This window comes from Rhizobium sp. USDA 4016 (genome assembly GCF_056279705.1).
The window spans coordinates 3,712,083-3,735,402 of sequence record NZ_JBWCCY010000004.1 but is presented as its reverse complement, the minus strand read 5'-3'; the positions used below and the strand labels follow the sequence as shown (position 1 = coordinate 3,735,402).

At 59.7% G+C, this 23,320-nt stretch carries 30 protein-coding genes, 1 tRNA gene and 2 pseudogenes; 17 read left to right on the top strand and 16 right to left on the bottom strand.

Annotated features, from left to right (window positions below; genetic code table 11):
• Window positions 1–3: 3 nt before the first annotated feature.
• Both ACZ9DP_RS34325 and ACZ9DP_RS34320 read left to right on the top strand, forming a co-directional pair.
• Window positions 4–1,008: a quinone oxidoreductase family protein gene (locus tag ACZ9DP_RS34325; protein ID WP_476205019.1), complete on the top strand. Its 1,005-nt coding sequence runs from the start codon at window positions 4–6 to the stop codon at window positions 1,006–1,008.
• A 10-nt stretch (window positions 1,009–1,018) separates the two neighbouring features.
• The gene (locus tag ACZ9DP_RS34320) at window positions 1,019–1,351 is read left to right on the top strand and encodes a cupin domain-containing protein (protein WP_476205548.1); all 333 of its coding nucleotides are present in this window, start codon (window positions 1,019–1,021) and stop codon (window positions 1,349–1,351) included.
• Here the strand turns inward: ACZ9DP_RS34320 and ACZ9DP_RS34315 are convergent.
• The 6 genes from ACZ9DP_RS34315 to ACZ9DP_RS34290 all read right to left on the bottom strand — a co-directional run bounded on the left by ACZ9DP_RS34315 (window position 1,255) and on the right by ACZ9DP_RS34290 (window position 3,204).
• Complete coding sequence (locus tag ACZ9DP_RS34315) at window positions 1,255–1,509, bottom strand: thiamine pyrophosphate-binding protein (protein ID WP_476205525.1); 255 nt, start codon at window positions 1,507–1,509, stop codon at window positions 1,255–1,257. The two genes, ACZ9DP_RS34320 and ACZ9DP_RS34315, sit on opposite strands and share 97 nt — an antisense overlap.
• A complete protein-coding gene (locus ACZ9DP_RS34310) occupies window positions 1,436–1,735 on the bottom strand; it encodes a thiamine pyrophosphate-binding protein (protein WP_476205018.1) in 300 nt (99 codons plus the stop codon). The genes ACZ9DP_RS34315 and ACZ9DP_RS34310 overlap by 74 nt, the downstream gene beginning before the upstream one ends.
• 39 nt (window positions 1,736–1,774) lie before the next feature.
• On the bottom strand, window positions 1,775–1,975 hold the full coding sequence (locus tag ACZ9DP_RS34305; RefSeq protein WP_476205016.1) for a hypothetical protein: 201 nt from the start codon (window positions 1,973–1,975) through the stop codon (window positions 1,775–1,777).
• Between the two features lie 14 nt (window positions 1,976–1,989).
• On the bottom strand, window positions 1,990–2,730 hold the full coding sequence (locus tag ACZ9DP_RS34300) for a site-specific integrase (protein ID WP_476205015.1): 741 nt from the start codon (window positions 2,728–2,730) through the stop codon (window positions 1,990–1,992).
• Window positions 2,727–3,002, bottom strand: coding sequence for a DUF6538 domain-containing protein (locus ACZ9DP_RS34295; RefSeq protein ID WP_476205013.1), 276 nt, complete (start codon window positions 3,000–3,002; stop codon window positions 2,727–2,729). The genes ACZ9DP_RS34300 and ACZ9DP_RS34295 overlap by 4 nt, the downstream gene beginning before the upstream one ends.
• A 115-nt stretch (window positions 3,003–3,117) precedes the next feature.
• Window positions 3,118–3,204: transfer RNA gene (locus tag ACZ9DP_RS34290), tRNA-Leu, on the bottom strand.
• Window positions 3,205–3,407: 203 nt separating this feature from the next.
• Between ACZ9DP_RS34290 and ACZ9DP_RS34285 the strand changes: the two genes are divergently transcribed.
• Window positions 3,408–3,827: a BA14K family protein gene (locus ACZ9DP_RS34285; protein WP_476205012.1), complete on the top strand. Its 420-nt coding sequence runs from the start codon at window positions 3,408–3,410 to the stop codon at window positions 3,825–3,827.
• Window positions 3,828–3,830: 3 nt separating this feature from the next.
• Here ACZ9DP_RS34285 and ACZ9DP_RS34280 read toward each other — a convergent pair whose 3' ends face one another.
• Window positions 3,831–4,124, bottom strand: a complete 294-nt coding sequence (locus ACZ9DP_RS34280) for an Rdx family protein (RefSeq protein ID WP_476205010.1) — start codon at window positions 4,122–4,124, stop codon at window positions 3,831–3,833.
• A gap of 157 nt (window positions 4,125–4,281) precedes the next feature.
• On the opposite strand from ACZ9DP_RS34280, the gene ACZ9DP_RS34275 reads away from it, so the two are divergent.
• Together ACZ9DP_RS34275 and ACZ9DP_RS34270 are read left to right on the top strand one after the other, a co-directional pair.
• A complete protein-coding gene (locus ACZ9DP_RS34275; protein ID WP_239596046.1) occupies window positions 4,282–4,827 on the top strand; it encodes a sugar O-acetyltransferase in 546 nt (181 codons plus the stop codon).
• 76 nt (window positions 4,828–4,903) lie between these two features.
• Complete coding sequence (locus ACZ9DP_RS34270) at window positions 4,904–5,356, top strand: GFA family protein (RefSeq protein ID WP_074066296.1); 453 nt, start codon at window positions 4,904–4,906, stop codon at window positions 5,354–5,356.
• Between the two features lie 38 nt (window positions 5,357–5,394).
• On the opposite strand, the pseudogene ACZ9DP_RS34265 reads toward ACZ9DP_RS34270, so the two are convergent.
• Together ACZ9DP_RS34265 and lepA are read right to left on the bottom strand one after the other, a co-directional pair.
• Window positions 5,395–5,580, bottom strand: a pseudogene (locus ACZ9DP_RS34265) (type II toxin-antitoxin system CcdA family antitoxin); the annotation flags it as partial.
• An 85-nt stretch (window positions 5,581–5,665) separates the two neighbouring features.
• Window positions 5,666–7,498, bottom strand: a complete 1,833-nt coding sequence (gene lepA, locus ACZ9DP_RS34260) for a translation elongation factor 4 (RefSeq protein ID WP_022713345.1) — start codon at window positions 7,496–7,498, stop codon at window positions 5,666–5,668.
• 144 nt (window positions 7,499–7,642) lie between these two features.
• Between lepA and ACZ9DP_RS34255 the strand changes: the two genes are divergently transcribed.
• The 5 genes and pseudogenes from ACZ9DP_RS34255 to ACZ9DP_RS34235 all read left to right on the top strand — a co-directional run bounded on the left by ACZ9DP_RS34255 (window position 7,643) and on the right by ACZ9DP_RS34235 (window position 11,396).
• Window positions 7,643–8,209 (top strand): helix-turn-helix domain-containing protein, encoded by a 567-nt coding sequence (locus tag ACZ9DP_RS34255; RefSeq protein ID WP_476205008.1) that lies wholly within the window; start codon window positions 7,643–7,645, stop codon window positions 8,207–8,209.
• Between the two features lie 19 nt (window positions 8,210–8,228).
• Entirely contained in the window at window positions 8,229–8,750 is a 522-nt protein-coding gene (locus tag ACZ9DP_RS34250; RefSeq protein WP_476205007.1) for an N-acetyltransferase family protein, read from the top strand.
• A gap of 61 nt (window positions 8,751–8,811) precedes the next feature.
• Window positions 8,812–9,837 carry a histone deacetylase family protein gene (locus ACZ9DP_RS34245; protein WP_476205006.1) on the top strand — a complete coding sequence of 342 codons (1,026 nt, stop codon included), beginning with the start codon at window positions 8,812–8,814 and terminating at the stop codon, window positions 9,835–9,837.
• A gap of 10 nt (window positions 9,838–9,847) precedes the next feature.
• Window positions 9,848–10,386, top strand: a pseudogene (gene recX, locus ACZ9DP_RS34240) (recombination regulator RecX).
• A gap of 98 nt (window positions 10,387–10,484) precedes the next feature.
• Complete coding sequence (locus tag ACZ9DP_RS34235; protein ID WP_194728682.1) at window positions 10,485–11,396, top strand: EamA family transporter; 912 nt, start codon at window positions 10,485–10,487, stop codon at window positions 11,394–11,396.
• Here ACZ9DP_RS34235 and ACZ9DP_RS34230 read toward each other — a convergent pair.
• On the bottom strand, window positions 11,393–11,860 hold the full coding sequence (locus ACZ9DP_RS34230; protein WP_239596037.1) for a group III truncated hemoglobin: 468 nt from the start codon (window positions 11,858–11,860) through the stop codon (window positions 11,393–11,395). The two genes, ACZ9DP_RS34235 and ACZ9DP_RS34230, sit on opposite strands and share 4 nt — an antisense overlap.
• Before the next feature lie 169 nt (window positions 11,861–12,029).
• Between ACZ9DP_RS34230 and mbfA the strand changes: the two genes are divergently transcribed.
• Entirely contained in the window at window positions 12,030–13,013 is a 984-nt protein-coding gene (gene mbfA / locus ACZ9DP_RS34225; protein ID WP_239596035.1) for an iron exporter MbfA, read from the top strand.
• 156 nt (window positions 13,014–13,169) lie between these two features.
• Here mbfA and ACZ9DP_RS34220 read toward each other — a convergent pair whose 3' ends face one another.
• Both ACZ9DP_RS34220 and ACZ9DP_RS34215 read right to left on the bottom strand, forming a co-directional pair.
• Window positions 13,170–13,769 carry a transglutaminase-like cysteine peptidase gene (locus ACZ9DP_RS34220; protein ID WP_194728685.1) on the bottom strand — a complete coding sequence of 200 codons (600 nt, stop codon included), beginning with the start codon at window positions 13,767–13,769 and terminating at the stop codon, window positions 13,170–13,172.
• A gap of 186 nt (window positions 13,770–13,955) precedes the next feature.
• Window positions 13,956–14,756: an alpha/beta hydrolase gene (locus ACZ9DP_RS34215; RefSeq protein ID WP_194728686.1), complete on the bottom strand. Its 801-nt coding sequence runs from the start codon at window positions 14,754–14,756 to the stop codon at window positions 13,956–13,958.
• 171 nt (window positions 14,757–14,927) lie between these two features.
• On the opposite strand from ACZ9DP_RS34215, the gene infC reads away from it, so the two are divergent.
• The 5 genes from infC (at window position 14,928) to pheT (ending at window position 20,083) form a co-directional block, all read left to right on the top strand.
• Window positions 14,928–15,464 (top strand): translation initiation factor IF-3, encoded by a 537-nt coding sequence (gene infC / locus ACZ9DP_RS34210; protein WP_074063010.1) that lies wholly within the window; start codon window positions 14,928–14,930, stop codon window positions 15,462–15,464.
• Window positions 15,465–15,762: 298 nt separating this feature from the next.
• Entirely contained in the window at window positions 15,763–15,966 is a 204-nt protein-coding gene (gene rpmI, locus ACZ9DP_RS34205; protein ID WP_004108077.1) for a 50S ribosomal protein L35, read from the top strand.
• Between the two features lie 39 nt (window positions 15,967–16,005).
• Window positions 16,006–16,410, top strand: coding sequence for a 50S ribosomal protein L20 (gene rplT, locus ACZ9DP_RS34200; protein WP_074066305.1), 405 nt, complete (start codon window positions 16,006–16,008; stop codon window positions 16,408–16,410).
• 151 nt (window positions 16,411–16,561) lie between these two features.
• Window positions 16,562–17,644, top strand: a complete 1,083-nt coding sequence (gene pheS, locus ACZ9DP_RS34195) for a phenylalanine--tRNA ligase subunit alpha (RefSeq protein ID WP_074066306.1) — start codon at window positions 16,562–16,564, stop codon at window positions 17,642–17,644.
• A 15-nt stretch (window positions 17,645–17,659) separates the two neighbouring features.
• Complete coding sequence (gene pheT / locus ACZ9DP_RS34190; RefSeq protein WP_476205002.1) at window positions 17,660–20,083, top strand: phenylalanine--tRNA ligase subunit beta; 2,424 nt, start codon at window positions 17,660–17,662, stop codon at window positions 20,081–20,083.
• A gap of 69 nt (window positions 20,084–20,152) precedes the next feature.
• Here pheT and ACZ9DP_RS34185 read toward each other — a convergent pair whose 3' ends face one another.
• Both ACZ9DP_RS34185 and ACZ9DP_RS34180 read right to left on the bottom strand, forming a co-directional pair.
• Window positions 20,153–20,512 carry a nuclear transport factor 2 family protein gene (locus ACZ9DP_RS34185; protein WP_039843611.1) on the bottom strand — a complete coding sequence of 120 codons (360 nt, stop codon included), beginning with the start codon at window positions 20,510–20,512 and terminating at the stop codon, window positions 20,153–20,155.
• A gap of 121 nt (window positions 20,513–20,633) precedes the next feature.
• Window positions 20,634–21,134, bottom strand: a complete 501-nt coding sequence (locus tag ACZ9DP_RS34180) for a YciE/YciF ferroxidase family protein (RefSeq protein ID WP_476205001.1) — start codon at window positions 21,132–21,134, stop codon at window positions 20,634–20,636.
• A 154-nt stretch (window positions 21,135–21,288) separates the two neighbouring features.
• Between ACZ9DP_RS34180 and ACZ9DP_RS34175 the strand changes: the two genes are divergently transcribed.
• Window positions 21,289–21,906, top strand: coding sequence for a hypothetical protein (locus ACZ9DP_RS34175; protein WP_476205000.1), 618 nt, complete (start codon window positions 21,289–21,291; stop codon window positions 21,904–21,906).
• On the opposite strand, the gene ACZ9DP_RS34170 is transcribed toward ACZ9DP_RS34175, so the two are convergent.
• Both ACZ9DP_RS34170 and ACZ9DP_RS34165 read right to left on the bottom strand, forming a co-directional pair.
• Window positions 21,896–22,339, bottom strand: coding sequence for an N-acetyltransferase family protein (locus ACZ9DP_RS34170; protein ID WP_476204999.1), 444 nt, complete (start codon window positions 22,337–22,339; stop codon window positions 21,896–21,898). The two genes, ACZ9DP_RS34175 and ACZ9DP_RS34170, sit on opposite strands and share 11 nt — an antisense overlap.
• A gap of 9 nt (window positions 22,340–22,348) precedes the next feature.
• Complete coding sequence (locus ACZ9DP_RS34165) at window positions 22,349–23,296, bottom strand: aldo/keto reductase (RefSeq protein ID WP_194728690.1); 948 nt, start codon at window positions 23,294–23,296, stop codon at window positions 22,349–22,351.
• Between the last annotated feature and the right edge of the window lie 24 nt (window positions 23,297–23,320).

Here is a 23,320-nt window from a genome sequence, read left to right as displayed (position 1 = left end):
CCAATGAACATCCAGACCGAGACAAAGGCCGGCAAGGCACTGCGTGTTTCGCAGGCGTCCGCCGATCTCGACAATCTGCTGATCGATCTCGTCGATGTCAGCGTACCACGTCCAGGCCCTGGCCAGGTGCTAGTCGAAATCGTCGCTGCCGGCGTCAATCCCAGCGACGTCAAGGCCTCCCTCGGCCATATGCCACACGCTGTCTGGCCGCGCATTCCCGGCCGGGATTTCGGCGGCATCGTCCGCGAAGGACCAAAGCAGATGATCGGTCTGGAGATTTGGGGCGGTGGCGGCGAACTCGGCATCAGCCAGGATGGCAGCCATGCCAAATGGATGGTGCTCGACCAGAAGGCCGTGCGCGAGAAACCCTCAAATTTCACCATGGAGGAGGCGGGATCGATCGGCGTGCCGTTCATCACCGCATACGAAGGTTTGCGGGAAGCCGGCGGCGTACAGCCGACGGATGTGGTGCTGGTCTGCGGCGGAAACGGGAAGGTCGGCCAGGCCGCGATCCAGCTCGCAACCATGGCCGGCGCCAAGGTCTTCGCCGTCGAATATAACGACCAGCCGCTGCAGGGTCACACCAACGCACCGGTGACGATGCTGAACAGCAGCACGGATGATGTGGCGCAGATCGTCCGCGACCAGACCGGCGGCTATGGCGCTGACATCGTCTACAACACGGTCGGCAGCCCTTATTTCGAGATCGCCAACAAGGCGATGGCGAAACAGGCGCGGCAGATCTTCATCTCCACCTTCGACCGGGCCGTGCCCTTCGACATCTTCAACTTCTTCCGTGGCCGCCACAAATATATCGGCATCGACACGCTGGCGCTGTCCTCCGTCGATGGCGCCCGCATCTTCGACCGGTTGAAGCCGAAGTTCGAGGAAGGTCTTCTGAAGCCGTTCCCGATCAATCCGGCGACCTGCTACGGCCTTGCCGATGCCGCCAAGGCTTATGCCTCGGTGTTGCGAGGCATACCGGATCGCGTTCTGCTGAAGCCGTGAGGGACCGGCAATGCAGATAACGCGATACCTGGAAGCAAAGCCTTACGAAGCGGCGGAGCATTATGACATGCGCTGCCTGCGTCTGCAGGGCAAGGAGGCGACGGAAACCGATACGATTTGGATCGGCCTGTCGCATCTTCTCCCTGGCGGGCGAACGTCGCTGAAGGACGCAGCCGTTGAGAAGATCTATATCGTCGTTGCCGGAGAGGTGACGATCGAGACACCGGCCGGCACTGTGACGCTCAGCTATCTCGACAGCTGCCGGCTTGCGCCCGGAGAGGCGCGGGCTTTGTCCAACAGGACGAACGCGCCGGCTTCCGTGTTATTGGCGATGCCGACGTGAAGCCCCGGGGAATAGCTTCGCCCGATTTCGGCGGAGGGAATGTGCGCAGCGATTGCCAGCATCGGCACGCGTGTCCGGTGGCAGTCATACAGCCCGTTGATGAGGTGAAGATTGCCCGGCCCGCAGGAGCCTGGGCGTACCGCAAGCTCGCCGGTCAGCGCAAGCCTCCGCGCCTGCCGCGAACGCCGCGACCTCTTCGTGGCGGACATGCACCCAGTCGATGTCGCGGGGCCGGCGCAGGGATTCTGTCAATCCGTTGAGACTGTCGCCGACGGCGCCGTAGATGCGGCGCACGCCGGTCGCATGCGATGTCGGTAGTGAGATCGGCGACTTTGCGAGCCATGTTCCCCTTGGATTGGTACTGGACGTCGCCCGATTAGGCATCAGACGTCGTCCAGATTTTTCGCGCTGCGGCTGATGCCATCATCGCCGCTCCACTTGCGTACACGGCTTTTCATCGCGCAGCCCCGGTCGGGTCGGTGGATTGCGGGTGGAGGTCACAAACGGGGCGGCGAGCGCCAGCGACAGGCCGACCGCGATCGCCGCGGTCATCAGGATCGCCGTGATTGCTAGTCCGATCGTGTCGCCGATCAGCGCGAGCGAGGCATCTGCCCCGGCATCCATGATGCCGGGCCCGCCTACGCCGGCGCGAAAGGCATAAGACCCCGGAACCATCGCAATGACGCCAGGAAAGGCGAAGGTGATGGCCGGTACCTCGGAAATGCTGCGCGAGAAGGCGTGCGAGCAGACCCGCTGCAAACGCTCCCACCAGCGAGCCGACCACCAGATTCAGACCCATAGCCCAGCATCTTTGTGCCGGCTTTGACCTTTCGCGTCACCTTGATCCCCTGTGGAGGGTCGGCGTCGAGCCATTCATTCGATACGGCAAATCGAAACAGCGCTCCGGCGCAGCCACGATAACCGCGCGAAATCGTGGCGGCCGCCTTGTTCGCCTTGACCAGTTTATCCTTCCAGCCAACGATATCTCCGGTAGTGACCGTGGCAATATCGTCGGTCTTCTCGCCGAGGAACGACTTGAGGTCGCGCGTGGTCCCCCGCCAGCTGGAATGCGTGCTGGCGCTTGGTTCTGTTTCGGTCTCCCATCGCTTGAACAGGTCATCGAGTGAAATCGCGTCGGCTCTGGGCGCTGACGCCACGGCCTTAACCGTCTTCCCTCGAAAGCGAACGATGTAGCCGATGACGTGATCTAGATTACCTTCAGCGACCAGGTGGTTGAAATAGATATAGGCGTCATCATCTCCATGGCCCAGGTCGGATGGTGTGGGGAGCGTTCCAAGTTCGCCGCTCCAGAGCCGGGCCGGAGCTTCTATCGCCTGCTTGAAAAGATCGGCGAGATTTGAGAATTCCCGGTCGCTCACGTCAATGCCCTGCCGCCTGACGATCTCGAGAAATCGGCGTCGAGCCGTTTTCGAATCGATCGGCAAAATGTGGTCGTGGTTCTCTGTGGACAGCGCTCCACTCTGGCGGATGCAAACTGATCTTCCAGTTCGACTGTTTTGCGCGCAAGGCGCGATTTGGCTGTTTTGAGGTCTTTTGTGCGCAAGGAAATGACCACCAGTTGTCTGCCGTAGGTCGGCGCGAGATCCCGGGGCACCCAAATTCGGCAATAGAAGGTGCCGTTTCGCACCATGAGCCGTTCAGGCAGTGTTCTCATACTTTGCGGGCCTCGACTATAACAAACACTGTTACAGCCGGCACAAAATCGAAAAGCAATATCAGTACCTGAATATAATCAAGTAATGGAATGGTGCCCAGAAGAGGACTCGAACCTCCACACCCTTTCGGGTACCAGCACCTGAAGCTGGCGCGTCTACCAATTCCGCCATCTGGGCGACGGAGAGCCATGTAAGGGGGTGGCTCTTTGCTGTCAACTGGCTTTTTGAAGTTTTCCTGACAGGCTGGAAAAAAGAGCGAATATGCCTCCCGAAGACGCCGGAACGGGGCGATCACGCCGAACTGAACGGCTTTCGATCCTGTGATGGATGCCATGCGGCGGCGGGTGTTCTATATCTGCAGCAGCAGAAAGGAATCAGTGATGTCTGCTCTTCGAACAATCATCTTCGGCTCCGTCATCGGCTTCGTGCCGCTTGCGGCCAGTGCCGCGCCTCCGCTTGCGCCGCTGCAACAGCGCAGTCCGGCAATCATCAATGTCCAATCGACCTACTGCGATTATCGCGGTTGCTTCGGCTTCGGGCCGCAGCAGTGGCACCGCCCTGCCTATATCCAGCCGAACTATCGTCCGCCGGAAGCGAGAGGGCCGACCTATTACCAGCCGCGCGCCCAGCCCAGGCGACAGCTTTCCTATGATCCGCCGCCAATCCGCCGGATACGTCCGCCAGCAAAGGGAATGCATGTCGAATGGTGCCGAAATCAGTATCGGACCTACAATCCGAGGACCGATCGTTTTGTGACCTACGAGGGCATCTACAAGACCTGCAATTCGCCCTTCGACTGAGGGTCAGCTCTCCAGCGAAACGCGGTCGGCATGGCCGAGATCGCGGCCGGGTTCGATGATGTCCCGCACCCGCTGCTTGAGTTCCTTCGGCCCCGGGAAACCGCCGTCGCGTTTGCGCTCCCAGATGAGGTCGTCGTTGACGCGAATCTCGAAACTGCCGCCCGTACCAGGAATGAGCGCCACTTCGGCGAGGCTGTCCGAAAAGGTGTGCAGCAATTCCTGCGCCATCCAGCCGGCGCGCAGCAGCCAGTTGCATTGGGTGCAGTAGAGGATCGTCACACGGGCTTTTTCAGTCATCGGCGGATTCCTTTCAATGCTTCGATTTAAGGCCTTCGTGGCCGCTTCGCAACGTCCGGCTTGCGCGGGGAGGCCATCGAATGTTCATGTCACGAAGTTAGCTGTGGTGCTGCGCGGCACGGTCCGCTTAATAGGCGTTCAGCACCGGGAGAGGCAGATGAGTGAGCGGGAAAAGATGGCGGCTTGCGAGTGGTATTGCTGCCTTGATGACGAGCTCGAGGGGCTGCGCCGGCTGGCGCGCAAGGCCGTTCACCAGCACAACACGATGCCGCCGGACGAACGCGGCAATATGGCACCGGCGCTGGCGGTGCTGCTTGCGAAGGCACCTGCCGACGCTTTCATCGAGGCGCCGTTTCATTGCTCCTATGGTGTGAACATAGCCCTCGGCAGTCGCGTCTACCTCAATGCCGGCTGTACCATCCTCGATTCGGGAACGGTGGTAATCGGCGAGCGGTCCATGCTGGGGCCGGGCGTGCATATATATTGTGCGGAACATCACAAGGATGCGGCTCTTCGCAAAGCCGGGATCGAGATGGCGCGGCCGGTTTCGATCGGGGAGGATGTCTGGATCGGCGGCGGCGCTACCATTCTGGGCGGCGTGTCGATCGGGGACGGCGCAATCGTCGGCGCAGGCGCGGTTGTGACGAAAGATGTGCCGAGCGGTGCGACGGTCGTCGGCAATCCGGCGCGAATCCATAAGTGATTGCGATGCATATCGGCCGTGGCCTTGATTGACGTCGGATGACGCTAGATTAGGGGCGAACACGGAGGATAGGCCGATGAGCAATAAGAACCTGCCATGGGAAGGTGGCTGCCGTTGTGGCCGAGTCAGGCTCAAGATCAGCGCAAAGCCGCTGCTCACCATGGCGTGCCATTGCACCGGCTGCCAGAAGATGTCGTCCAGCGCCTATTCGTTGAGCGCCGCGATTCCGGCGGAAAGCTTCGAAGTGACCCGGGGCGAACCCGTGATCGGCGGCCTGCATGGCGTAACAAGGCACTATTTCTGTCCGCATTGCATGAGTTGGATGTTTACGCGGCCCGAGGGCATGGACTGGTTCGTCAACCTGCGTGCCACCATGCTGGATGATACAACTTGGTTCACACCGTTCATCGAGACTTGGACGAGGGAGAAGCTGTCATTCGCCGAAACCGGCGCGGTATATAGCTATGAAACGCTGCCGGAAATGAATGCCTATGAGGGGCTGGTGAAAGAGTATGTGGCGCGGGGATGAGCCTTCGAAGTCCGGCCATCAAATTTGCCGTTCGTCACAAACGGTAGCCCCTGCCTTTCAACGCAAGCGTCTGCTTCGGCTATCGCCTCCGCATTCTCCAGTCGCCGCAGGCGTTCGCGCTCGGCTATGATCGCGCGGGCGATGCCGTCTTCGGCGGCGCGGGAGATGTTGACATTGAGTTGGCGTGCGGAGGAGACGATCTGAGCATCGAGAGACAGATTCAAGTCTTTTCAGACAGGCCGGCGCATGGCGATAGTCCTCCGAAGTTATGTGCAGAAAATTGCGCATAACTTCGGAAGGGAAAAGGATTTACTCGTCGCCCATCTTCAGCGCCGCGATGAACGCCTCCTGTGGGATTTCTACCTTGCCGAACTGGCGCATGCGCTTCTTGCCGGCCTTCTGCTTGTCGAGCAGCTTGCGCTTGCGCGTGGCGTCGCCGCCGTAGCACTTGGCGGTCACGTCTTTGCGCAGCGCTGAGATGGTTTCGCGGGCAATCACGTTGCCGCCGATCGCGGCCTGGATCGGGATCTTGAACATGTGCTTCGGGATCAGCTCCTTGAGCTTCTCGCACATGTCGCGGCCGCGCTTTTCAGCCGCCGTCCGGTGCACCATCATCGACAGCGCGTCGACCGGTTCGCCGTTGACGAGGATCGACATCTTCACGAGGTTTCCTTCGCGGTGGTCGGTCAACGCATAGTCGAAGGAGGCGTAGCCCTTCGAAATCGATTTCAGCCGGTCGTAGAAATCGAAGACAACTTCATTGAGCGGCAGATCGTAAGTCAGCATTGCGCGCGTGCCGACATAGGTAAGTTCGATCTGGATGCCACGCCGGTCCTGGCAGAGCTTCAGGATGCCGCCGAGATAATCGTCCGGCGTCAGGATAGTGGCTCTGATCCAGGGTTCGTGGATTTCGGCGATTTTCACGACATCGGGCATGTCGGCCGGATTGTGCAGCTCGCGCTCCGTACCGTCGGTCATGTACATCTTGTAGACGACGGAAGGCGCGGTTGCGATGAGGTCGAGGTCGAATTCGCGTTCCAGGCGTTCCTGGATGATTTCGAGATGAAGCAATCCGAGGAAGCCGCAGCGGAAGCCGAAGCCGAGGGCTGCGGAAGATTCCATCTCGAAGGAGAAGGAGGCGTCGTTGAGGCGCAGCTTGCCCATCGCGGCGCGCAGATCTTCGAAATCGGCAGCATCGACCGGGAAGAGGCCGCAGAAGACGACGGGCTGGGCCGGCTTGAAGCCCGGCAGCGCTTCCGCAGTCGGCCGCTTGTCCTCGGTGATCGTATCGCCGACGCGGGTGTCGGCCACTTCCTTGATGCTGCCGGTGATAAAACCGATCTCGCCAGGACCGAGAGAATCCACATTGACCATCTTCGGCGTCAGCACGCCGACGCGCTCCACCTGATACTTGGCATCGGTGCCCATCATGCGAATTGTCTGGCCCTTGGTCAGTACGCCATCAATGACGCGCACCAGAACCATGACGCCGAGATAGGCGTCGTACCAGCTATCGACGAGCAGTGCCTTCAGCGGCGCCTTTTCGCCGCCCGGGCTCTTCGGTGCCGGCAGCTTGTGGACGATCGCTTCCAGCACAGCCGGAATGCCGAGACCGGTCTTGGCAGAAATCAGTACCGCGTCGGAAGCGTCGATGCCGATCACTTCCTCGATCTGCTCCTTGATACGCTCAGGTTCTGCCGCCGGTAGGTCGATCTTGTTGAGGACGGTGACGAGCTCGTGGTTGTTGTCAATCGCCTGGTAGACATTGGCAAGCGTCTGCGCCTCCACGCCCTGGGACGCGTCAACAACGAGCAGCGAGCCTTCGCAGGCCGAGAGCGAGCGCGAGACTTCGTAGGCGAAGTCGACGTGTCCGGGGGTGTCGATCAGGTTCAGGATGTAGGTCTCGCCGTCATCCGCCTTGTAGTGCAGGCGCACGGTCTGCGCCTTGATGGTGATGCCGCGCTCGCGCTCGATGTCCATGTTGTCCAGCACCTGCTCGGACATTTCGCGCTCGGCGAGGCCGCCGGTCGTCTGGATCAGGCGGTCGGCAAGCGTCGATTTGCCGTGGTCGATGTGGGCCACGATCGAGAAATTGCGGATGTGGGACAGCGGAGTCGTCGGATTGGTGCTCATGCGCGCCATATAGCAGTGCCGCCCCCCGCCGCAAAGCGGAAAAGCAGGACTCCGTTTAGGATAAAATGCGCGTCATAGGCGGTGATTAAAAACCACTTGATTCCATTATCAGACCATGTATTTCTCTTATAGTAGAATCAATGGATCGAACAGATGGAACTGGAACTCGAAACGGCGATCGGCATTCGCATCCGCAAGCTCAGGATCGAAAAGGGCCTGACGCTGGATGACCTTGCCAATGCCTCTGGCGTCAGCCGCGCGATGATCTCGCGCATCGAGCGGGCGGAGGCGAGCCCGACGGCCTCGCTGCTTGCAAGGGTCTGTGCCGCGCTCGGGCTTTCGCTTTCAGCCTTCTTTGCCGATGAAAGGCAGGCCTCGCCACTTGCAAGACGCCACGAGCAGCAGGTCTGGCGCGATCCGGAAACCGGTTATCTGCGCCGCTCCGTCTCGCCACCCGCAACGTCGTCCGAGGTCGATATCGTCGACGTCGAGTTCCCTGCGGGCGCCTGCGTCAGCTTTCCGCCGCATACGGCAAGCCACGGCATGACCCAGCACGTCTGGGTGTTCGAAGGCGAAATGGAGATGACCACTGGCGAAACGGTGCATCACCTTTTGCCCGGCGATTGCCTCTTCATGCCGGTCGGGGAGGGACATGTCTTCCGCAATCCCACCAGCAAACCCGCCCGCTATTGCGTCGTGCTCAACCGTAGCACCCGCTGATTTGATTTCAGGAGAGACCGTGACCGTCATTCGTATTCTCGATGCACAACAGGCCAATGCGGCTATTCCGGAACTTTGCGAGATACTCGTCGACTGCGTGGAGGGCGGCGCTTCAGTCGGCTTCATGCAGCCTTACACGGCGGCCGACGCCGAGCCCTATTGGAGGAGCGTCGCAGAAACGGTCGAGGCGGGCGTCAACCTGCTCGCCGTGGCTGAGATCGACGGAAAGATCGTCGGGACGGTGCAGGTCGGATTTGCCTCGATGCCGAACCAGCCGCACCGTGGCGATTTGAAGAAGCTGCTCGTGCATCGTTCTGCACGTGGCAAAGGTATGGCACGGCTGCTGATGGAGGCGATCGAACACGAAGCCGCAAAACATGGCAAGCGCCTGCTGGTGCTCGACACAGCAACCGGCAGCGAAGCGGAGGCAATCTATCCGCGACTCGGCTGGGAGCGCGCCGGAGTCATCCCGGATTATGCGATGTGGCCGGAAGGCGGCTATTGCGCAACCACGCTATTCTACAAGCGCATCGCTCCCTGAACCATTGACAAGGCGTGCATCCGCCGCGCCTTATCCGACAAAACAAATCAGGGAGAAGCCGGTGCGCGTCATTTATTCCGAAGACCACAAACTGCGCGATGCGAAGACAGAGCTGCATGGCGGTCTGCTGGTGACGCCGTTCGAAGGACCATTTCGCGCAGAGTGGATTCTAAAAGCAGTCAAAGAAGCGGGCTTTTCGGATGTTGTTGCGCCGGAACGGCATGGACTGGAAACGGCTCTAAAAGTGCATGACGCCGGCTATCTCGATTTCCTGTCGAAGGCCTGGACTTTGTGGCAGGCGAGCGGGGCCGCGGGCGAGGCGATCCCGACCTCGCTGCCGGTGCGCCGCGCAACGCAGCGCGTGCCGAACGATATCGACGGAATGCTCGGCTATTACGCCAATGCCACCGAAACCTCGATCACCAGCGGCACCTACGAGGCGGCCGTCGCGTCGATGCAATGCGCGATTACCGGTGCCGATTGGCTAAATGCCGGAAACCGGTTCGCCTTCTCGCTTTGCCGGCCTCCCGGCCATCATGCGGGCATCGATCTCTTCGGCGGCTATTGCTTCATCAACAACGCCGCCGTCGCGGCACAACGCCTGCTGGATATCGGCGCAAAGAAGGTTGCGATCCTCGATGTCGATTTCCATCACGGCAACGGCACGCAGGACATCACCTACCGCCGCGGCGACATCTTCTTTGCGTCGCTGCACGGCGAACCCGCCAATGCCTTTCCCTATTTCTGGGGCTATGCCGATGAAACCGGTGAGGGCGACGGCGAAAACTGCAATGCGAACTACCCGCTGCCGCGCGGCACGGCCTGGGCTGCATGGTCGGCAGCGGTTGCGGATTCGCTTGCGCGCATCAAGGCTTTTGGCGCCGAAGCCATCGTCGTCTCGCTCGGCGTCGATACCTTCGAACGCGATCCGATATCTTTCTTCAAGTTGACTTCCGATGATTTCACACGCATGGGCGCGTTGATCGCCAAGGCCGGCCTTCCGGTCCTGACCTGCATGGAGGGCGGCTATGGCGTGACGGAAATCGGCCTCAACGTCGCCAATATGCTGAAAGGGCTGGAGGCCTAGAAAGCCTTCGATGGACGACCAAAATCAGCAATCCGATGTTCCGACGCCGCGCATGCTCTCCTGGGCCCGCAACTCGACGATCTATCGCCTCGAGCGCCGGATGATGACGGAAAAACAGCTCTTCGATGCGATCACGCGAAAGGCGAAGCAGAAGTTCGAAGACATCAGTCCGGCGCAGCTGAAGGCGCTTGCCGACTCGGCGGTCAAAAGGCTCTGGACGACGTCGCCTATGCTGCGGTGAGCACCCGCTCGGCGGTACGCGGCGGCAAGTCGAAACGGATCATCGCGCAGAAACTCTCCTCGAAAGGGGTGGCAAGCGATATCGTCGATACCGCGCTCGAGCGTGCAGACGATCTGTTCGCCGCCGTCGTCTTCGCCCGCAAGCGCGCCTTTGGTCCGTTCCGGCGTGGCGACCTTGATGAGAAGCGAAAGGTGAAGGAGCTTTCAGCTTTCGCCCGGAATGGATTCAGCTTTGAGATCGGCAAGAAAGTTTTTGGCATGAGCCCCGGCGAGGCTGAAGAGGTGCTCGAAACCAGGCTGGCGCTTTAGCGTCTCGGTTCATAAAGGCCGCTTATGTTCGGATCAGAAGTTTGCATTTGCCGCTCTGCGATTGCGTTCGTATCAGTGGAGCAAATCAGGAGCGGGAAATGGACCAGGAGACGGGCGAACCAGCGGCAAACGGCAGTGCCGTTGCGTTAACTGCAGCAGCGCCCGCATTCTCCGGCGGCGTTGCGGCCGGTGCACTCATGTGCCTGCTGTCGATGTCGTCCATTCAGTTTGGTGCGGCATTCTCTTCCGGCGCGATCGCAGCCTATGGATCGGCAGGTGCCTCCTGGCTGCGGCTTGCCTTCGCGGCAGTCATCCTTGCAATCGCCGTTCGTCCGCCATTGCTGCGCTACAGCCGCGAGCAATGGATCGGCGCACTGGTTCTCGGCACGACGACAGCGCTAATGACCATGTCCTTCTTCGCGGCGATCGAGCGAATTCCTTTGGGGCTTGCGGTCGCGATCGATTTTCTTGGTCCGCTTTCCGTCGCGACGTTCGGTTATGGCCTGACGCGGCGCCTGATCTGGCCGGTGATCGCCGCAGCCGGTGTTCTCTTCCTCGCCTATGATGGCGAGCAATGGGTCGGCAATCTGCCCGGCGTGCTCTTTGCCTTCGGCGCCGGCGCGGGCTGGGCATGCTATATCATGCTGACGAAAAAGGTCGGAGCGGCGTTCAAGGGGCTCGAGGGCCTCTCCATGTCGCTGATCGTGGCAGCGGTGGTGGCGACGCCCTTCGGCTTTGCCGGGGCCGCGCCGAACCTCGATGGCTACGGTCTCGTCGAGATGGCAGGTCTGGCGATCCTCGTTCCGCTCCTGCCCTATACCCTGGAAATGATTGCGTTACGGCGGATGTCGACGGCCGCGTTCGGCATCCTCATGAGCTTGGAACCAGCAATCGGTGCGCTCGCAGGCTTCCTCATCCTTGCGCAGCCCATGACGCTGTTGCAGATGCTCGGGACCGCGCTGGTCGTTGCGGCGAGTGCAAGTGCGACCTTTTCGACGGAAAAAGCTTAGGCGGGCTTGCGCGCCGGATCGTCGAGTGCGGGGTTGTAGAATAGCGATAGCGTCAAACTCTTCGCGATGCGTTCCGCTGTCGCCATGAACCAGGCCTTTACCGCGGCATTCGGAGCGATATCGTCGAGCGTTGCGGCAAAGAGCTCCAGCCATTGCGGAAAGAGAGCCGGCGTCATGTTTGCAACACCGACATGTGCTTGCACCGGCTTCCCGCCGTAGGCGCCGCTGCGGAATGCGACGGACGACCAGAAGCTCTTCATCTTCGCCATGTGCTCCGGCCAGCGGCCGGAAAGCCGGGCGTCAAAAACCGGGCCGAGTTCGGGATGCGCAAGGACGCGACCGTAGAAAGTTTCGACCAGCCTGTCGATGAAGGCATTGTCGATGCCCATCGCATTCATTTCCGTTTCCGCTCGCTGGCGGATTGCGGTGGCATGCGCCGCCCGGCCTTGCAATTCACTATTCATCTCAGACCCATGGTCGATTTGTTGCGGCACGCCTCATATAGGCACCTGCCGCTTCCAACTGAAGTCCACAATCCGTCTTGCGGCAATTTGTCGGGATCAACCGCCCGATGCTTGACGCCTTGCGGTGCGCTGTTTAGATTTAGAATAGTTCTAAAATGGAGCTATTTGTATGCTGCCGCGGTTTTTCAGGTCGTCCAAACGTTCATTCAAATCATTGTCGGAACAGGAAATTCTGGCGCTAGCGATTGCCTCCGAAGAGGACGACGCCCGCATCTATCGTGCCTATGCCGACCAGCTGAAGGCCGCTTATCCCGCCTCGGCGCAGGTCCTCGAGGACATGGCGGAAGTCGAAAATACGCACCGCAAGTCGCTGATCGAGATACATCGGCAGCGTTTCGGCGAACGCATTCCGTTAATTCGCCGCGAGCATGTGCAGGGCTTTTATGAGCGCAAGCCGGATTGGCTGCGCAAGAACCTGTCGTTGGAAGCAGTGCGGCAGGAAGCCGAGACGATGGAGGAGCAGGCTTATCGCTTCTACGTCGAGGCGGCAAAGCAGACTTCGGATGCCTCGACGCGCCAGCTTCTCGGCGATCTCGCGCTCGCCGAACAGGGTCACGAAGACATTGCCAGGATGCTCGGCGACAAACATAGGCCGGAGGGCGTAAAAGACGCCGAGGACGATACGGCGCGGCGGCAATTCGTGCTCACCTATGTGCAGCCCGGCCTTGCAGGCTTGATGGATGGTTCGGTCTCGACGCTGGCGCCGATCTTTGCCGCCGCCTTTGCGACGCAGGATACGTGGCAGACCTTCCTCGTCGGCCTCTCGGCCTCGGTAGGCGCGGGTATATCGATGGGCTTCACCGAAGCTGCGCATGACGACGGCAAGATTTCCGGGCGCGGTTCGCCAATCAAGCGTGGTCTCGCCTGCGGCATCATGACAACGCTCGGCGGTCTCGGCCACGCACTGCCCTATCTCATTCCGCAATTCTGGACCGCGACGATTACTGCTGTCGTCATCGTCTTTTTCGAGCTCTGGGCGATCGCGTTCATCCAGAACAGATATATGGAAACGCCATTTCTGCGCGCCGCCTTCCAGGTCGTGGTCGGCGGAGGCCTTGTGCTAGCTGCCGGCATCCTGATCGGCAATGGGTGAGGCCCGGTCCGGCGCGCAGCCGAAGCAATCGACCCCAGTGACACGATTGCAGCACCGAACGTCTTGAACTCAGGCGAAGGGCGGGAGACCATGCGGCAAACAAAGTCTCATAAAGCGGCCGACGGTCGCAGGCCTTAGTGCTGAAGGTTGAATTTCTTACTTCAGAGCGCCGACCAGGACGTCGCGGCCGTTTTCGATCGTTACCCAGCGGCCGGCATTGTAGCTCGACTGGCGCTTGACGAAGGAATAAGCCGTGTCGAACCAGGGCTTCACGCTCGAAGCGAGGTTGTCGAGAATGAAGTCGCCTTCTGCTGTGCGAAGCGTCAGCACGGCATGGCCTTCGCCATCCGGTTTACGCACCACCGTCATCAGAAGGTTTGCCGGCTCAAAGCCGCGCTGGATCAGGATGCGGCGCTTCAGGAGTGCAAAATCTTCACAGTCGCCCGCCGTTGTCGGATAAGCCCAGATTTCGTCCTTGCCGTAGATTTCCTTGTCCGTCATCGGGGTGATGGTGCTGTTGACGGTGGAATTGACCGAGCGGACAAGAGCCCACTTCTCGCCATTCATTTCCGCCGGCCCTGCGTTGCGGTCCGCACCGCATTCGATCCGGTGCAACTGGCAGAAATCATAATGGCCGATTGGCTGCGAGGTGGCGCCGCCGGTAACCATCGAGAGGTTTCTTGTGGGGGCCGGTAATGCGGCCGAAGACATCGCAAACATGGCCATCATGACCATCAAGTAACCCTTGATCCGCACGCCCGTTTCCCTGCATCGCCCTTGTATTTGTTAACAAAGAGTTAACGGAGAGGGCGTTGAGGAGTCAATCATTACTTCTCGAAGGGCTGCCCTAACAACCCGACATGGTTAAAATGCCACACAACCGGCGGTTTCCAGCCGGGCCCGGGCTCGAACTCTGGTGGAGGCGGCAGGCGCCTGCTTCGACTAACGAATGAGGCCTTTAGCGGCAGATAGTATCCGCTCGATATCCTGCGGCCGTGAAAGCCGATGGTCGCCATCGCGAATGAAGGTCAACACGACATTGTCGGCGGGTAGGTGTTCAACCAGCTTCATGGCGTGACTGTAGGGAACGTCCGGATCTTTCATGCCCTGCAGGACATGCACCGGGCAGCCTGTGTTGATGATGCCGGTCAGAACCCGGTTTTGGCGGCCGTCTTCCAGAAGTGCACGGGTGTAAATGTTCGGCTCCGGGCTATAGTCGGACTTTTCTTCGAAAAAGCCGCGTTCGGCAAGCGAGGCGCGATCCTTTTTCCTCAGATGCGGCTCGATGAGGTCCGATGTGAAGTCGGGTGCCGGCGCGATCAGCACCATACCGTCGAGCTTTGGCGTCCCCTCCAACTTTGCAAGTTCCTGCGCCAGCCGCAACGCAATCCATCCGCCCATGGAGGAACCGACGATGATGACGCGTTCGGGTCTTGCATGGAGGAGGACGGCGAGCGCTTCTTCCAGCCAGCGGGAAATCGTTCCATCCTTAAACTCTCCACTGGAAAGTCCATGCCCCGAATAGTCGAGGCGGATGCAGGCAAGTCCGAGTTCGCCGGCCAGCCGATCGAGCTCTATCGCCTTTGTGCCGCTCATGTCCGACCGATAGCCGGAGAGCCAGACGAAGGTCGGGCCGCGATCGTTCGAGGCGGCTTGACGAATGATGAAAGCGATCTTTCGCTCCGCGTCGCCTTCGCCCACCGTCAGGAACTGCGGCTCGGATATGGCTGTTGCTTCGGACATAAGCACAAACTCCCATTGTTTGTGCCTATAAAACAGATTCTCGATAGGCTGACAGCAGGTGATTTTTCCGCTAAAGCGTGTTATTGACGACATCGCAGCGATAGCGAGACTTCGTTGCGCCCCAATGGAGCGCGAAGCTGCGATCTGAAACAACTCGAGGAGAGTACGACCATTCGCAGACCTTTTAAAACCGACGCGCCCGTGAAGGAAGGGCCGCGTTCGAACCGGGAAATCCGTATTCCTAAGGTTCAGTTGATTGATGCTGAAGGACAGAATTTGGGCGTGGTGCCCACCGATCAGGCCTTGAGAATGGCTGAAGAAGCCGGCCTCGACCTTGTGGAAATTTCTCCCAACGCCGAACCGCCTGTGTGCAAGATTCTCGATCTGGGCAAGCTGAAGTACGCCAACCAGAAGAAGGCCTCCGAGGCGCGCAAGAAGCAGAAGATTGTCGAAGTCAAAGAAATCAAGATGCGTCCGAACATCGACACCCACGATTATGAGGTGAAGATGAAGGCTATGGGCCGCTTCTTTGAGGAAGGCGACAAGGTGAAGGTGACGCTGAAGTTCCGTGGCCGCGAAATGGCCCACCAGGAACTCGGCATGAAGCTTCTGCAGCAGGTCAAGGCCGACACGCTGGAATTTGCAAAGGTCGAAGCCGAACCGAAGCTTGAAGGCCGCCAGATGATGATGGTGCTCGCGCCGAAGTGAGCGGCCCTCATCAATGCATCAAAGCCGTCTGTAAGGGCGGCTTTTGTGTTTTTCAGCGCGCCTGAAGAATCCTCGTCTGCCCCGTTGCACTTTCGCGGCGCTGCAGGTATAAGCGCGCGTCCGAACTGACCGGCAGGGCATGCCGTGGCAGTTTCGAATGCTTGCGGGACGGTCTCGTCGCCATGCCGCAGATCAACAACAAACGCTCCCGCACCTTGTTGCGACGGCCGGAAGACCGGACATCGCAGGAGGGCTTTTTTGAAGAAGCGCGCAGGGAGTATAGAAACGGAGTAGCAAAATGCCCAAGATGAAGACGAAGTCCTCGGCCAAGAAGCGGTTCAAAATTACCGCGACCGGCAAGGTCAAGGCCGCTGCTGCTGGCAAACGCCATGGCATGATCAAGCGTACCAACAAGTTCATTCGCGACGCACGTGGCACGATGGTTCTCGCAGAACCCGATGGCCGCAAGGTTGTGAAGAACTACCTGCCGAACGGTCTCTAAGACTATTCCGCGAACGCTTTAGATTAAGGAGATCATGAAATGGCACGTGTAAAAAGAGGCGTTACAGCCCATGCCAAGCACAAGAAAGTTCTGAAGGCAGCAAAGGGCTTCTACGGCCGCCGCAAGAACACCATCCGTACCGCCAAGGCTGCCGTCGATCGCGCCAAGCAGTACGCCTACCGCGACCGCAAGGTCAACAAGCGCAATTTCCGCGCGCTATGGATCCAGCGCATCAACGCTGCCGTCCGCGAATTCGGCCTTACCTACGGCCGATTCATCGACGGCCTGAACAAGGCTGGCATCGAGGTCGACCGCAAGGTCCTCTCCGACATGGCGATCCATGAGCCGGAAGCATTCGGCACGCTCGTCGCAGCCTCCAAGAAGGCCCTCGAGTACCTCAAGGATGCCGGTACGAAGAACGAGTTTGAAAGCGCGGTTCGTTAACCAGCGCTTCCCAAGCTTGACGCTTTTTTGAATTTTGGGAAACCCGCGCTGGTTTGGGCTGGCGCGGGTTTTTCTTTCTCTCTGCTGCTTGCCCGGCCGGTTCTAACCAGCCTCCGATTGCCCGCCTGATCCCGGACGGAAAGAATTGACGATGTCAGATATCGACCAGCTCAAATCATCGCTGCTTGCGGAAATTGTTGCCGCCAACGACGAACCGGCACTCGAAGCCGTGCGCCTTTCGGCCCTCGGGAAAAAGGGCTCCGTTTCCGAGCTCCTGAAGACGCTCGGCACGATGTCGCCTGAAGAGCGCCAGACCAAGGGCGTTGCAATCAACGTCCTCAAGAATGAGGTCGCAGATGCGCTTGCCGCTCGCAAGGCGACGCTCAAGGAAGCGGCGGTCAATGCCCGCCTGAAGGCCGAGACGGTCGACATCAGCCTGCCGGTCCGCTCCTCGCCCGCCGAGCGCGGCCGCATTCACCCGATCAGCCAGATCGTCGACGAAATCACCGCGATCTTCGGCGACATGGGCTTCTCGATCGCCGAAGGTCCGGATGTCGAGACCGACTATTACAATTTCACGGCGCTGAATTTCCCCGAAGGCCACCCAGCCCGCGAAATGCACGATACCTTCTTCTTCCAACCGGATGAGAACGGCGAGCGAAAAGTGCTGCGTACGCACACCTCGCCCGTACAGGTGCGCACCATGGAAGCGCAGAAGCCGCCGATCCGCATCATCATCCCTGGCAAGACCTATCGTCAGGATTCGGACGCGACCCATTCGCCGATGTTCCATCAGGTCGAGGGACTGGTGATCGACACCAAGGCGAATGTCGCCAACATGCGCTGGGTGCTCGAAGAGTTCTGCAAGGCCTTCTTCGAGGTCGACAGCGTGACGATGCGTTTCCGCCCGTCCTTCTTCCCGTTCACTGAGCCGTCCTTTGAAGTCGATATCCAATGCGACCGCTCAGGCCCGATCGTCAAATTCGGCGAGGGAACGGATTGGATGGAAATCCTCGGCTGTGGCATGGTCCATCCGAACGTGCTGCGCTATGGCGGTCTCGACCCGGACGAATATCAGGGCTTTGCCTGGGGCATGGGCCTCGACCGCATCGCTATGTTGAAATACGGCATGCCCGACCTGCGCGACTTCTTCAACGCCGATGTCCGCTGGATGACCCACTATGGCTTCCGCCCGCTCGACATGCCGACGCTGTTCGGCGGCTTGAGCGTGTAAGGGAGGATTGAGATCATGAAATTCACGCTCTCCTGGCTGAAGGATCATCTGGAAACGGATGCCACCCTCGATGAAATCTGCACGCGCCTGACGATGATCGGGCTGGAGGTCGAAGATGTCGATGACAAGGCGGCCTTCAGGCCTTTCATCATCGCCAAGGTTCTCTCCGCTGAGAAACATCCACAGGCCGACCGCCTGAAGGTTCTCTCGGTCGATACCGGCAAGGATGCGCCGATCCAGGTCGTCTGCGGGGCGCCGAATGCGCGGGCGGGCCTCGTCGGCGCATTTGCCGCATCGGGCACCTATGTTCCCGGCATCGATGTGACGCTTTCCGTCGGCAATATCCGCGGCGTCGAAAGCCATGGCATGATGTGCTCCGAAAAGGAACTCATGATTTCTGACAATCATGAGGGCATTATCGATTTGCCCGAAGACGCGCCAATTGGGACCAGCTATGCGGCTTATGCCCATCTCGACGATCCTGTCATCGAGATCAACCTCACCCCGAACCGTCCGGACTGCACGAGCATTTACGGCATCGCCCGCGATCTGGCCGCTTCGGGTCTCGGCACGCTGAAGACGCGGCCTGCGCCGTCCTTCGCCGTCGAAGGCGAGACACCTGTCAAGGTGAGGCTCGATCTTGACGACGAAAAGCTCTGCCCGGGTTTTGCGCTCCGCCTCGTGCGCGGCGTCAGGAACGGTCCGAGCCCGCGCTGGATGCAGCAGCGGCTGCTGGCGATCGGTCTGCGTCCAATAAATGCGCTGGTCGATATCACCAACTACATGACCTTTGATCAGGGCCGGCCGATGCACGTCTTTGACGCTGCCAAGGTAAGCGGCAATCTGACCGTCCGCCGTGCGAGGGAAGGCGAGACGGTGCTGGCGCTCGACCAGCGTGAATACAAGCTTGGCCCTAACAATGTCGTGATCGCCGATGCGGACGGCATCGAGTCGATCGGCGGCATCATGGGCGGCGAGCATTCCGGCTGCGACGAAAACACGACCGACGTGCTGATCGAATGCGCGCTCTGGGACCCGATGAACATCGCCAAGTCCGGCCGCGGTCTGGGCATCATCACCGATGCCCGCTATCGCTTCGAGCGCGGCGTCGATCCGGAATATATGGTTCCCGGTCTGGAGCGCACGACGGAACTCGTTCTTGAACTTTGCGGCGGCACGCCGGCGAAGGCGGATGTCGTCGGCTACAAGGGCTATCAGCCGAAGACCGTCGATTTTCCCTACTGGGAAGTCAGGCGCCTGACCGGCCTTGAAGTCTCGACTGAGGAGAGCAAGGATATCCTGACCCGCCTCGGCTTCGGGGTGTCGGGCTCGGGCGAAAGCGTCTCGGTCGCCGTTCCTTCCTGGCGTCCGGACGTCGGCGGTAAGGCCGATCTCGTTGAGGAAGTCATGCGCATCCACGGCGTCGACAACATCAAGCCGGCGCCGTTGGAAAGCCATGCAGCCGTGAACGGCAAGATTCTGACGACGCTGCAGATCCGCACGCGTATGGCCAAGCGGGCGCTCGCCTCGCGCGGCATGCTGGAGGCCGTCACCTGGTCCTTCATTTCGGAAGAGCAGGCGAAGCTCTTCGGCGGCGGCTCGCCGGCACTCAAGCTTGCGAACCCGATCGCAGCCGAAATGTCCGACATGCGCCCGTCGCTCCTGCCGGGTTTGTTGATGGCTGCGCAGCGAAACGCCGACAAGGGCTACGGCGATGTGGCGATCTTCGAAGTTTCCGGAACCTACGAGAATGACAGGCCGGACGGCCAGCGCCGTGTTGCCGGTGGCATTCGCCGCGGCACGGCGTCGCTCACCGGCGCCGGCCGCATGTGGTCGAACAATTTGAAGGGTGGCGGCAAGCCGGTCGATGTCTTCGACGCCAAGGCCGATGCGCTGGCGGTGATCGAGGCCTGCGGCCTGCCGATGGGCAACATCCAGATAGAGCAGGGCGGACCGGAATGGTATCACCCCGGCCGTTCCGGCGCCATCAAGATGGGTCCGAAGGTCGTCCTCGGCTATTTCGGCGAATTCCATCCTTCGACGCTCGAAGCGCTCGATGTGTCAGGCGCGCTCTGCGGCTTCGAGGTCTATATCGACGCTATGCCCGAGCCGAAGAAGAAGGCGACACGCACCAAGCCGGCGCTGGAGCTTTCGCCCCTCCAGGCCGTCAAGCGCGATTTCGCTTTCGTCGTCGACAAGGCGGTTGAAGCAGGCGCGATCATAAAGGCTGCGAGCGGTGCCGACCGCAAGCTGGTCACCGGCGTCAATGTCTTCGACATCTTCGAAGGCGGATCGCTTGGCGAAGGCAAGAAGTCGGTTGCGATCGAAGTGCAGATCCAGCCCGTCGAGCGGACGTTGACGGACGAGGATTTTGAGGCTTTGACGCAGAAGATCGTGGCGAGCGTGACGAAGTTCACCGGCGGTGTGCTGCGAAGCTGACGACGCATACGATGGGCGGCACTCCGGGCCGGCGGCTGCGCCGGCCTGAATCAGTGAAAGCTGCGCCGCCTAGGAATGCAGGTAGTAGAGCTTGTTGACGATGGTCCATCGACCGTCGATCTTCAGCATCGACAGATAGTCGGTAAAGCGCATCCCGGCGAATTCGTCAGTCACCTTCGCCATCGCGGCATCGCCTGCGACATCGATCATTGTTATATCCATATACGGTTGCGTTCCCGGCGGGGCGGCGCCTTCAGCGGTGATCGCAGCGATGAATTCGTCGCGCGTCAGCCATTCGACCGCATGTTCATAGTGACCGATGATTGTGCTTTGCGGATGGAAGGCCTTTCGCAATGCGGCTTCGTTGGCAAAGGTCATGCCTTCGACGTAGAGATGGACGACTGCTTCGATTGCCTGCTGTTCGGACATATCTTGCACCCTCCGTATCGGCGTCATGATAACGCTGAAGAATTTAGAGGCGGGCGGTCCTTTGGCAAGCCGTGCCAAGTCTGAAGCAGCCGGTAAGACCGGCTGCTTCAGAGGATTGTCGTCAAGCTGCGCGGGCCGCTTTCTGGTTTGCGGCGGTGACGGCGAGTTTCGTGAGCAACTTGTCAGTTGCCGCTTCTTCCTGCAGGGTCTGCTCCAGCAGTACGACGGCGTCCTTGTAGCCGAGGTTCTGCGCCCAGGTCTTCAGTGTGCCGTAACGGGCGATCTCGTAGTGCTCCACGGCCTGCGCCGCAGAGATCAGGCCGGCGTCGACCGCGGCCGTCCCCTTGAATTCTTCCATGATCTCTTCGCCCTCAGCGATGATGCCCTGAATTGCTTCGCACGTCTTGCCCTGAGCACGTTTGCCGGCAATCTCGAACACCTGCTGCAGGCGTTCTACATGGACTTCGGTTTCTTCCTTGTGCTTTTCGAAACCGGTCTTCAGATCGGCGGACTGAGCAGCGCGGGCCATCTTCGGCAGGGCGCGCAGAATCTGCCGCTCGGCGAAGTAGATATCCTTCAGAGTGTCGTAGTAGAGATCCTCAAGTGTCTTTCCCTTAGCCATTTCTTCCATCCTTGTTCTCGTTTTTGGAGTCACGCAGTCGTGAACCCTTAGAGAAGCGACCTAGTTGGAAATTGTTCCGCTGGAGCCCGCAATTTCCGGGTGGCAATAGCCGGATGACGGGATAGGTTCGTGCCGGCGGATGGAGGAGAGACGCATGAAAAAGCCTGGGTCGATGAAATCGCTTGAGGATCTGGGCCGGGCGCGGCTTTCGAAGAATTTCTTCCTCCGCGATTTCCTGCATTCCGAGATCGCCGATTTCTATCGCATTCCAAATATTCCAGACGACCCGGATCTTGCAATTGAGGCAGGTAGGCGGCTTTGCAAGGAACTGCTCGAGCCGCTTCAGGCGACGTTCGGCAAGCTGCACATCCGCTCGGGCTACCGTTCTGCCGCCGTCAACGAATTTGGAAACAAAAACAAGCTCAATTGCTCGACCAATGCCTCGAGTGCGGCGGACCATATCTGGGACATGCGCGATTTCGATGGCTGCATGGGGGCGACGGCCTGTGTCGTCGTACCCTGGATGATCGATACTTATCGTGATGAGGAAGATTGGCAGAAGCTCGCGTGGTGGATCCACGATCATCTGCCCTATGCATCGCTCTGCTTCTTTCCAAAGCTATGGGCCTTTAATATCCAATGGCACGAGCGGCCAAAGCGTGCGATCCAGAGCTATGTGCGGCCGCGCGGAACTCTCACCAAGCCGGGCATGGCGAATTGGCAAGGCGATCATTCGAAAGTCTACCAGGGATTTCCGCCGCTCAGAAACTGATGCGATAGCGGATGTGTCCGTCGCTTTCGACATAGCTGTCGTAGAGCGCACGTGCCGTCTTGTTCTGTTCGTTCGTGTGCCAGTAAAGCCGCGACCAGCCGTACTGCTTGCAGAGCAATATCAGGTCATCCATAAGCGCCCGGCCGACCCCTTTGCCGCGGGCGCCTGGGTGGACGAACAGGTCTTCGAGATAGCAGTCCTGGCCGCGAATCCATGTGCCTTCATGCGTCAGTGAGAGGGTGAACCCCATCACCTCTCCGTCGACTTCCGCAACGCGCATGAAGATTGCCGACGCCGGATCGAAAACCCGGCGCCACGTTGAATCGGTAATGTCCCCATCGACCGTGACTTCATAAAAGGCGAGGTAATCCTTCCAGAGTTCGCGCCAGTGCGCTTCGTCTCCCGGTCTCGCATCGCGGATCGTCACGGTCATGTCATCCCCTCAGGCGCCTGCCCTGTCGAGCAGTCTCATTGCTTCATCAGAAAGCTCAAGCTCCGCCGCCTTCACCAGGCTATCGAGCTGTGAGGTGCTGGTAGCACTGGCGATCGGTGCCGTCACGCCTTTCTTGTTGAGCAGCCAAGCGAGCGAGATCTCGGCAGGTTTCGCGCTCGTTTCGGCGGAAATCTGATCGAGTGCGGCGAGAATGCGCATGCCCTTAGCATCGAGATATTTCGCGACCCTATCTTTGCGGGCCCTGCCCTGCGTATCGGCCTTGCTGCGGTACTTACCGGAGAGAAAGCCGGCTGCGAGGCTGAAATAGGTGATGACACCGATATCTTCCTTCACGCAAAGATCGGCAAGCTGGCCTTCGAAGCTCGATCGCTCATAAAGATTATATTCGGGTTGCAGCACATCGTAGCGAGGAACGCCAGCCTTCTCGGCGGCATCGAAGGATGCCTGAAGCTGGCCGGCATCGAGATTGGAGCACCCGATCGCTCGGATTTTTCCCTGCTGCTTCAGCTTGGCGAAGGCGCCGAGCGTTTCTTCATAGGGTGTATTTTCGTCGGGCCAGTGGGAGAGGTAGAGGTCGATGTAATCCGTCTGCAGGCGGCGGAGCGAATCCTCGACGGCCTTGAGGATATATTGCTCTTTCAGCGACTTGCCTTGGCCCATGTCGGAGCCGACCTTGGTGATGATGACCGCCCTGTCGCGGGAGACCTTTCCGTTCTTCAGCCACTTGCCGATGATCTCCTCTGAATCGCCGCCTTTGTTGCCAGGCACCCAGGATGAATAGACGTCGGCCGTGTCGATGGTATTGAGACCTGCGTAGAAGAATGCATCGAGAATATCAAAGGACGTTTTCTCGTCGGCCGTCCATGCGAAGACATTGCCGCCGAAGACGATGGGCGAGATTGAAAGACCTGTTTTTCCGAGCCGGCGCATTTCCATGGCGCTTTCCTAAATTGCTGATTT

What these genes read in the sequence shown, in the direction of transcription:
- ACZ9DP_RS34170 (WP_476204999.1), bottom strand. Translation starts at nt 22,339, where the DNA reads ATGACCGTGACGATCCGCGATGCGAGACCGGGAGACGAAGCGCACTGG.
- ACZ9DP_RS34235 (WP_194728682.1), top strand. Translation starts at nt 10,485, where the DNA reads ATGGACCAGGAGACGGGCGAACCAGCGGCAAACGGCAGTGCCGTTGCG.
- ACZ9DP_RS34175 (WP_476205000.1), top strand. Translation starts at nt 21,289, where the DNA reads ATGAAAAAGCCTGGGTCGATGAAATCGCTTGAGGATCTGGGCCGGGCG.
- ACZ9DP_RS34165 (WP_194728690.1), bottom strand. Translation starts at nt 23,296, where the DNA reads ATGGAAATGCGCCGGCTCGGAAAAACAGGTCTTTCAATCTCGCCCATC.
- lepA (WP_022713345.1), bottom strand. Translation starts at nt 7,498, where the DNA reads ATGGCGCGCATGAGCACCAATCCGACGACTCCGCTGTCCCACATCCGC.
- ACZ9DP_RS34280 (WP_476205010.1), bottom strand. Translation starts at nt 4,124, where the DNA reads ATGACTGAAAAAGCCCGTGTGACGATCCTCTACTGCACCCAATGCAAC.
- pheS (WP_074066306.1), top strand. Translation starts at nt 16,562, where the DNA reads ATGTCAGATATCGACCAGCTCAAATCATCGCTGCTTGCGGAAATTGTT.
- ACZ9DP_RS34320 (WP_476205548.1), top strand. Translation starts at nt 1,019, where the DNA reads ATGCAGATAACGCGATACCTGGAAGCAAAGCCTTACGAAGCGGCGGAG.
- mbfA (WP_239596035.1), top strand. Translation starts at nt 12,030, where the DNA reads ATGCTGCCGCGGTTTTTCAGGTCGTCCAAACGTTCATTCAAATCATTG.
- rpmI (WP_004108077.1), top strand. Translation starts at nt 15,763, where the DNA reads ATGCCCAAGATGAAGACGAAGTCCTCGGCCAAGAAGCGGTTCAAAATT.
- ACZ9DP_RS34230 (WP_239596037.1), bottom strand. Translation starts at nt 11,860, where the DNA reads ATGAATAGTGAATTGCAAGGCCGGGCGGCGCATGCCACCGCAATCCGC.
- ACZ9DP_RS34295 (WP_476205013.1), bottom strand. Translation starts at nt 3,002, where the DNA reads ATGGTGCGAAACGGCACCTTCTATTGCCGAATTTGGGTGCCCCGGGAT.
- ACZ9DP_RS34215 (WP_194728686.1), bottom strand. Translation starts at nt 14,756, where the DNA reads ATGTCCGAAGCAACAGCCATATCCGAGCCGCAGTTCCTGACGGTGGGC.
- ACZ9DP_RS34285 (WP_476205012.1), top strand. Translation starts at nt 3,408, where the DNA reads ATGTCTGCTCTTCGAACAATCATCTTCGGCTCCGTCATCGGCTTCGTG.
- ACZ9DP_RS34305 (WP_476205016.1), bottom strand. Translation starts at nt 1,975, where the DNA reads ATGGATGCCGGGGCAGATGCCTCGCTCGCGCTGATCGGCGACACGATC.
- ACZ9DP_RS34275 (WP_239596046.1), top strand. Translation starts at nt 4,282, where the DNA reads ATGAGTGAGCGGGAAAAGATGGCGGCTTGCGAGTGGTATTGCTGCCTT.
- pheT (WP_476205002.1), top strand. Translation starts at nt 17,660, where the DNA reads ATGAAATTCACGCTCTCCTGGCTGAAGGATCATCTGGAAACGGATGCC.
- ACZ9DP_RS34270 (WP_074066296.1), top strand. Translation starts at nt 4,904, where the DNA reads ATGAGCAATAAGAACCTGCCATGGGAAGGTGGCTGCCGTTGTGGCCGA.
- rplT (WP_074066305.1), top strand. Translation starts at nt 16,006, where the DNA reads ATGGCACGTGTAAAAAGAGGCGTTACAGCCCATGCCAAGCACAAGAAA.
- ACZ9DP_RS34180 (WP_476205001.1), bottom strand. Translation starts at nt 21,134, where the DNA reads ATGGCTAAGGGAAAGACACTTGAGGATCTCTACTACGACACTCTGAAG.
- ACZ9DP_RS34325 (WP_476205019.1), top strand. Translation starts at nt 4, where the DNA reads ATGAACATCCAGACCGAGACAAAGGCCGGCAAGGCACTGCGTGTTTCG.
- ACZ9DP_RS34185 (WP_039843611.1), bottom strand. Translation starts at nt 20,512, where the DNA reads ATGTCCGAACAGCAGGCAATCGAAGCAGTCGTCCATCTCTACGTCGAA.
- ACZ9DP_RS34255 (WP_476205008.1), top strand. Translation starts at nt 7,643, where the DNA reads ATGGAACTGGAACTCGAAACGGCGATCGGCATTCGCATCCGCAAGCTC.
- ACZ9DP_RS34310 (WP_476205018.1), bottom strand. Translation starts at nt 1,735, where the DNA reads ATGCCTAATCGGGCGACGTCCAGTACCAATCCAAGGGGAACATGGCTC.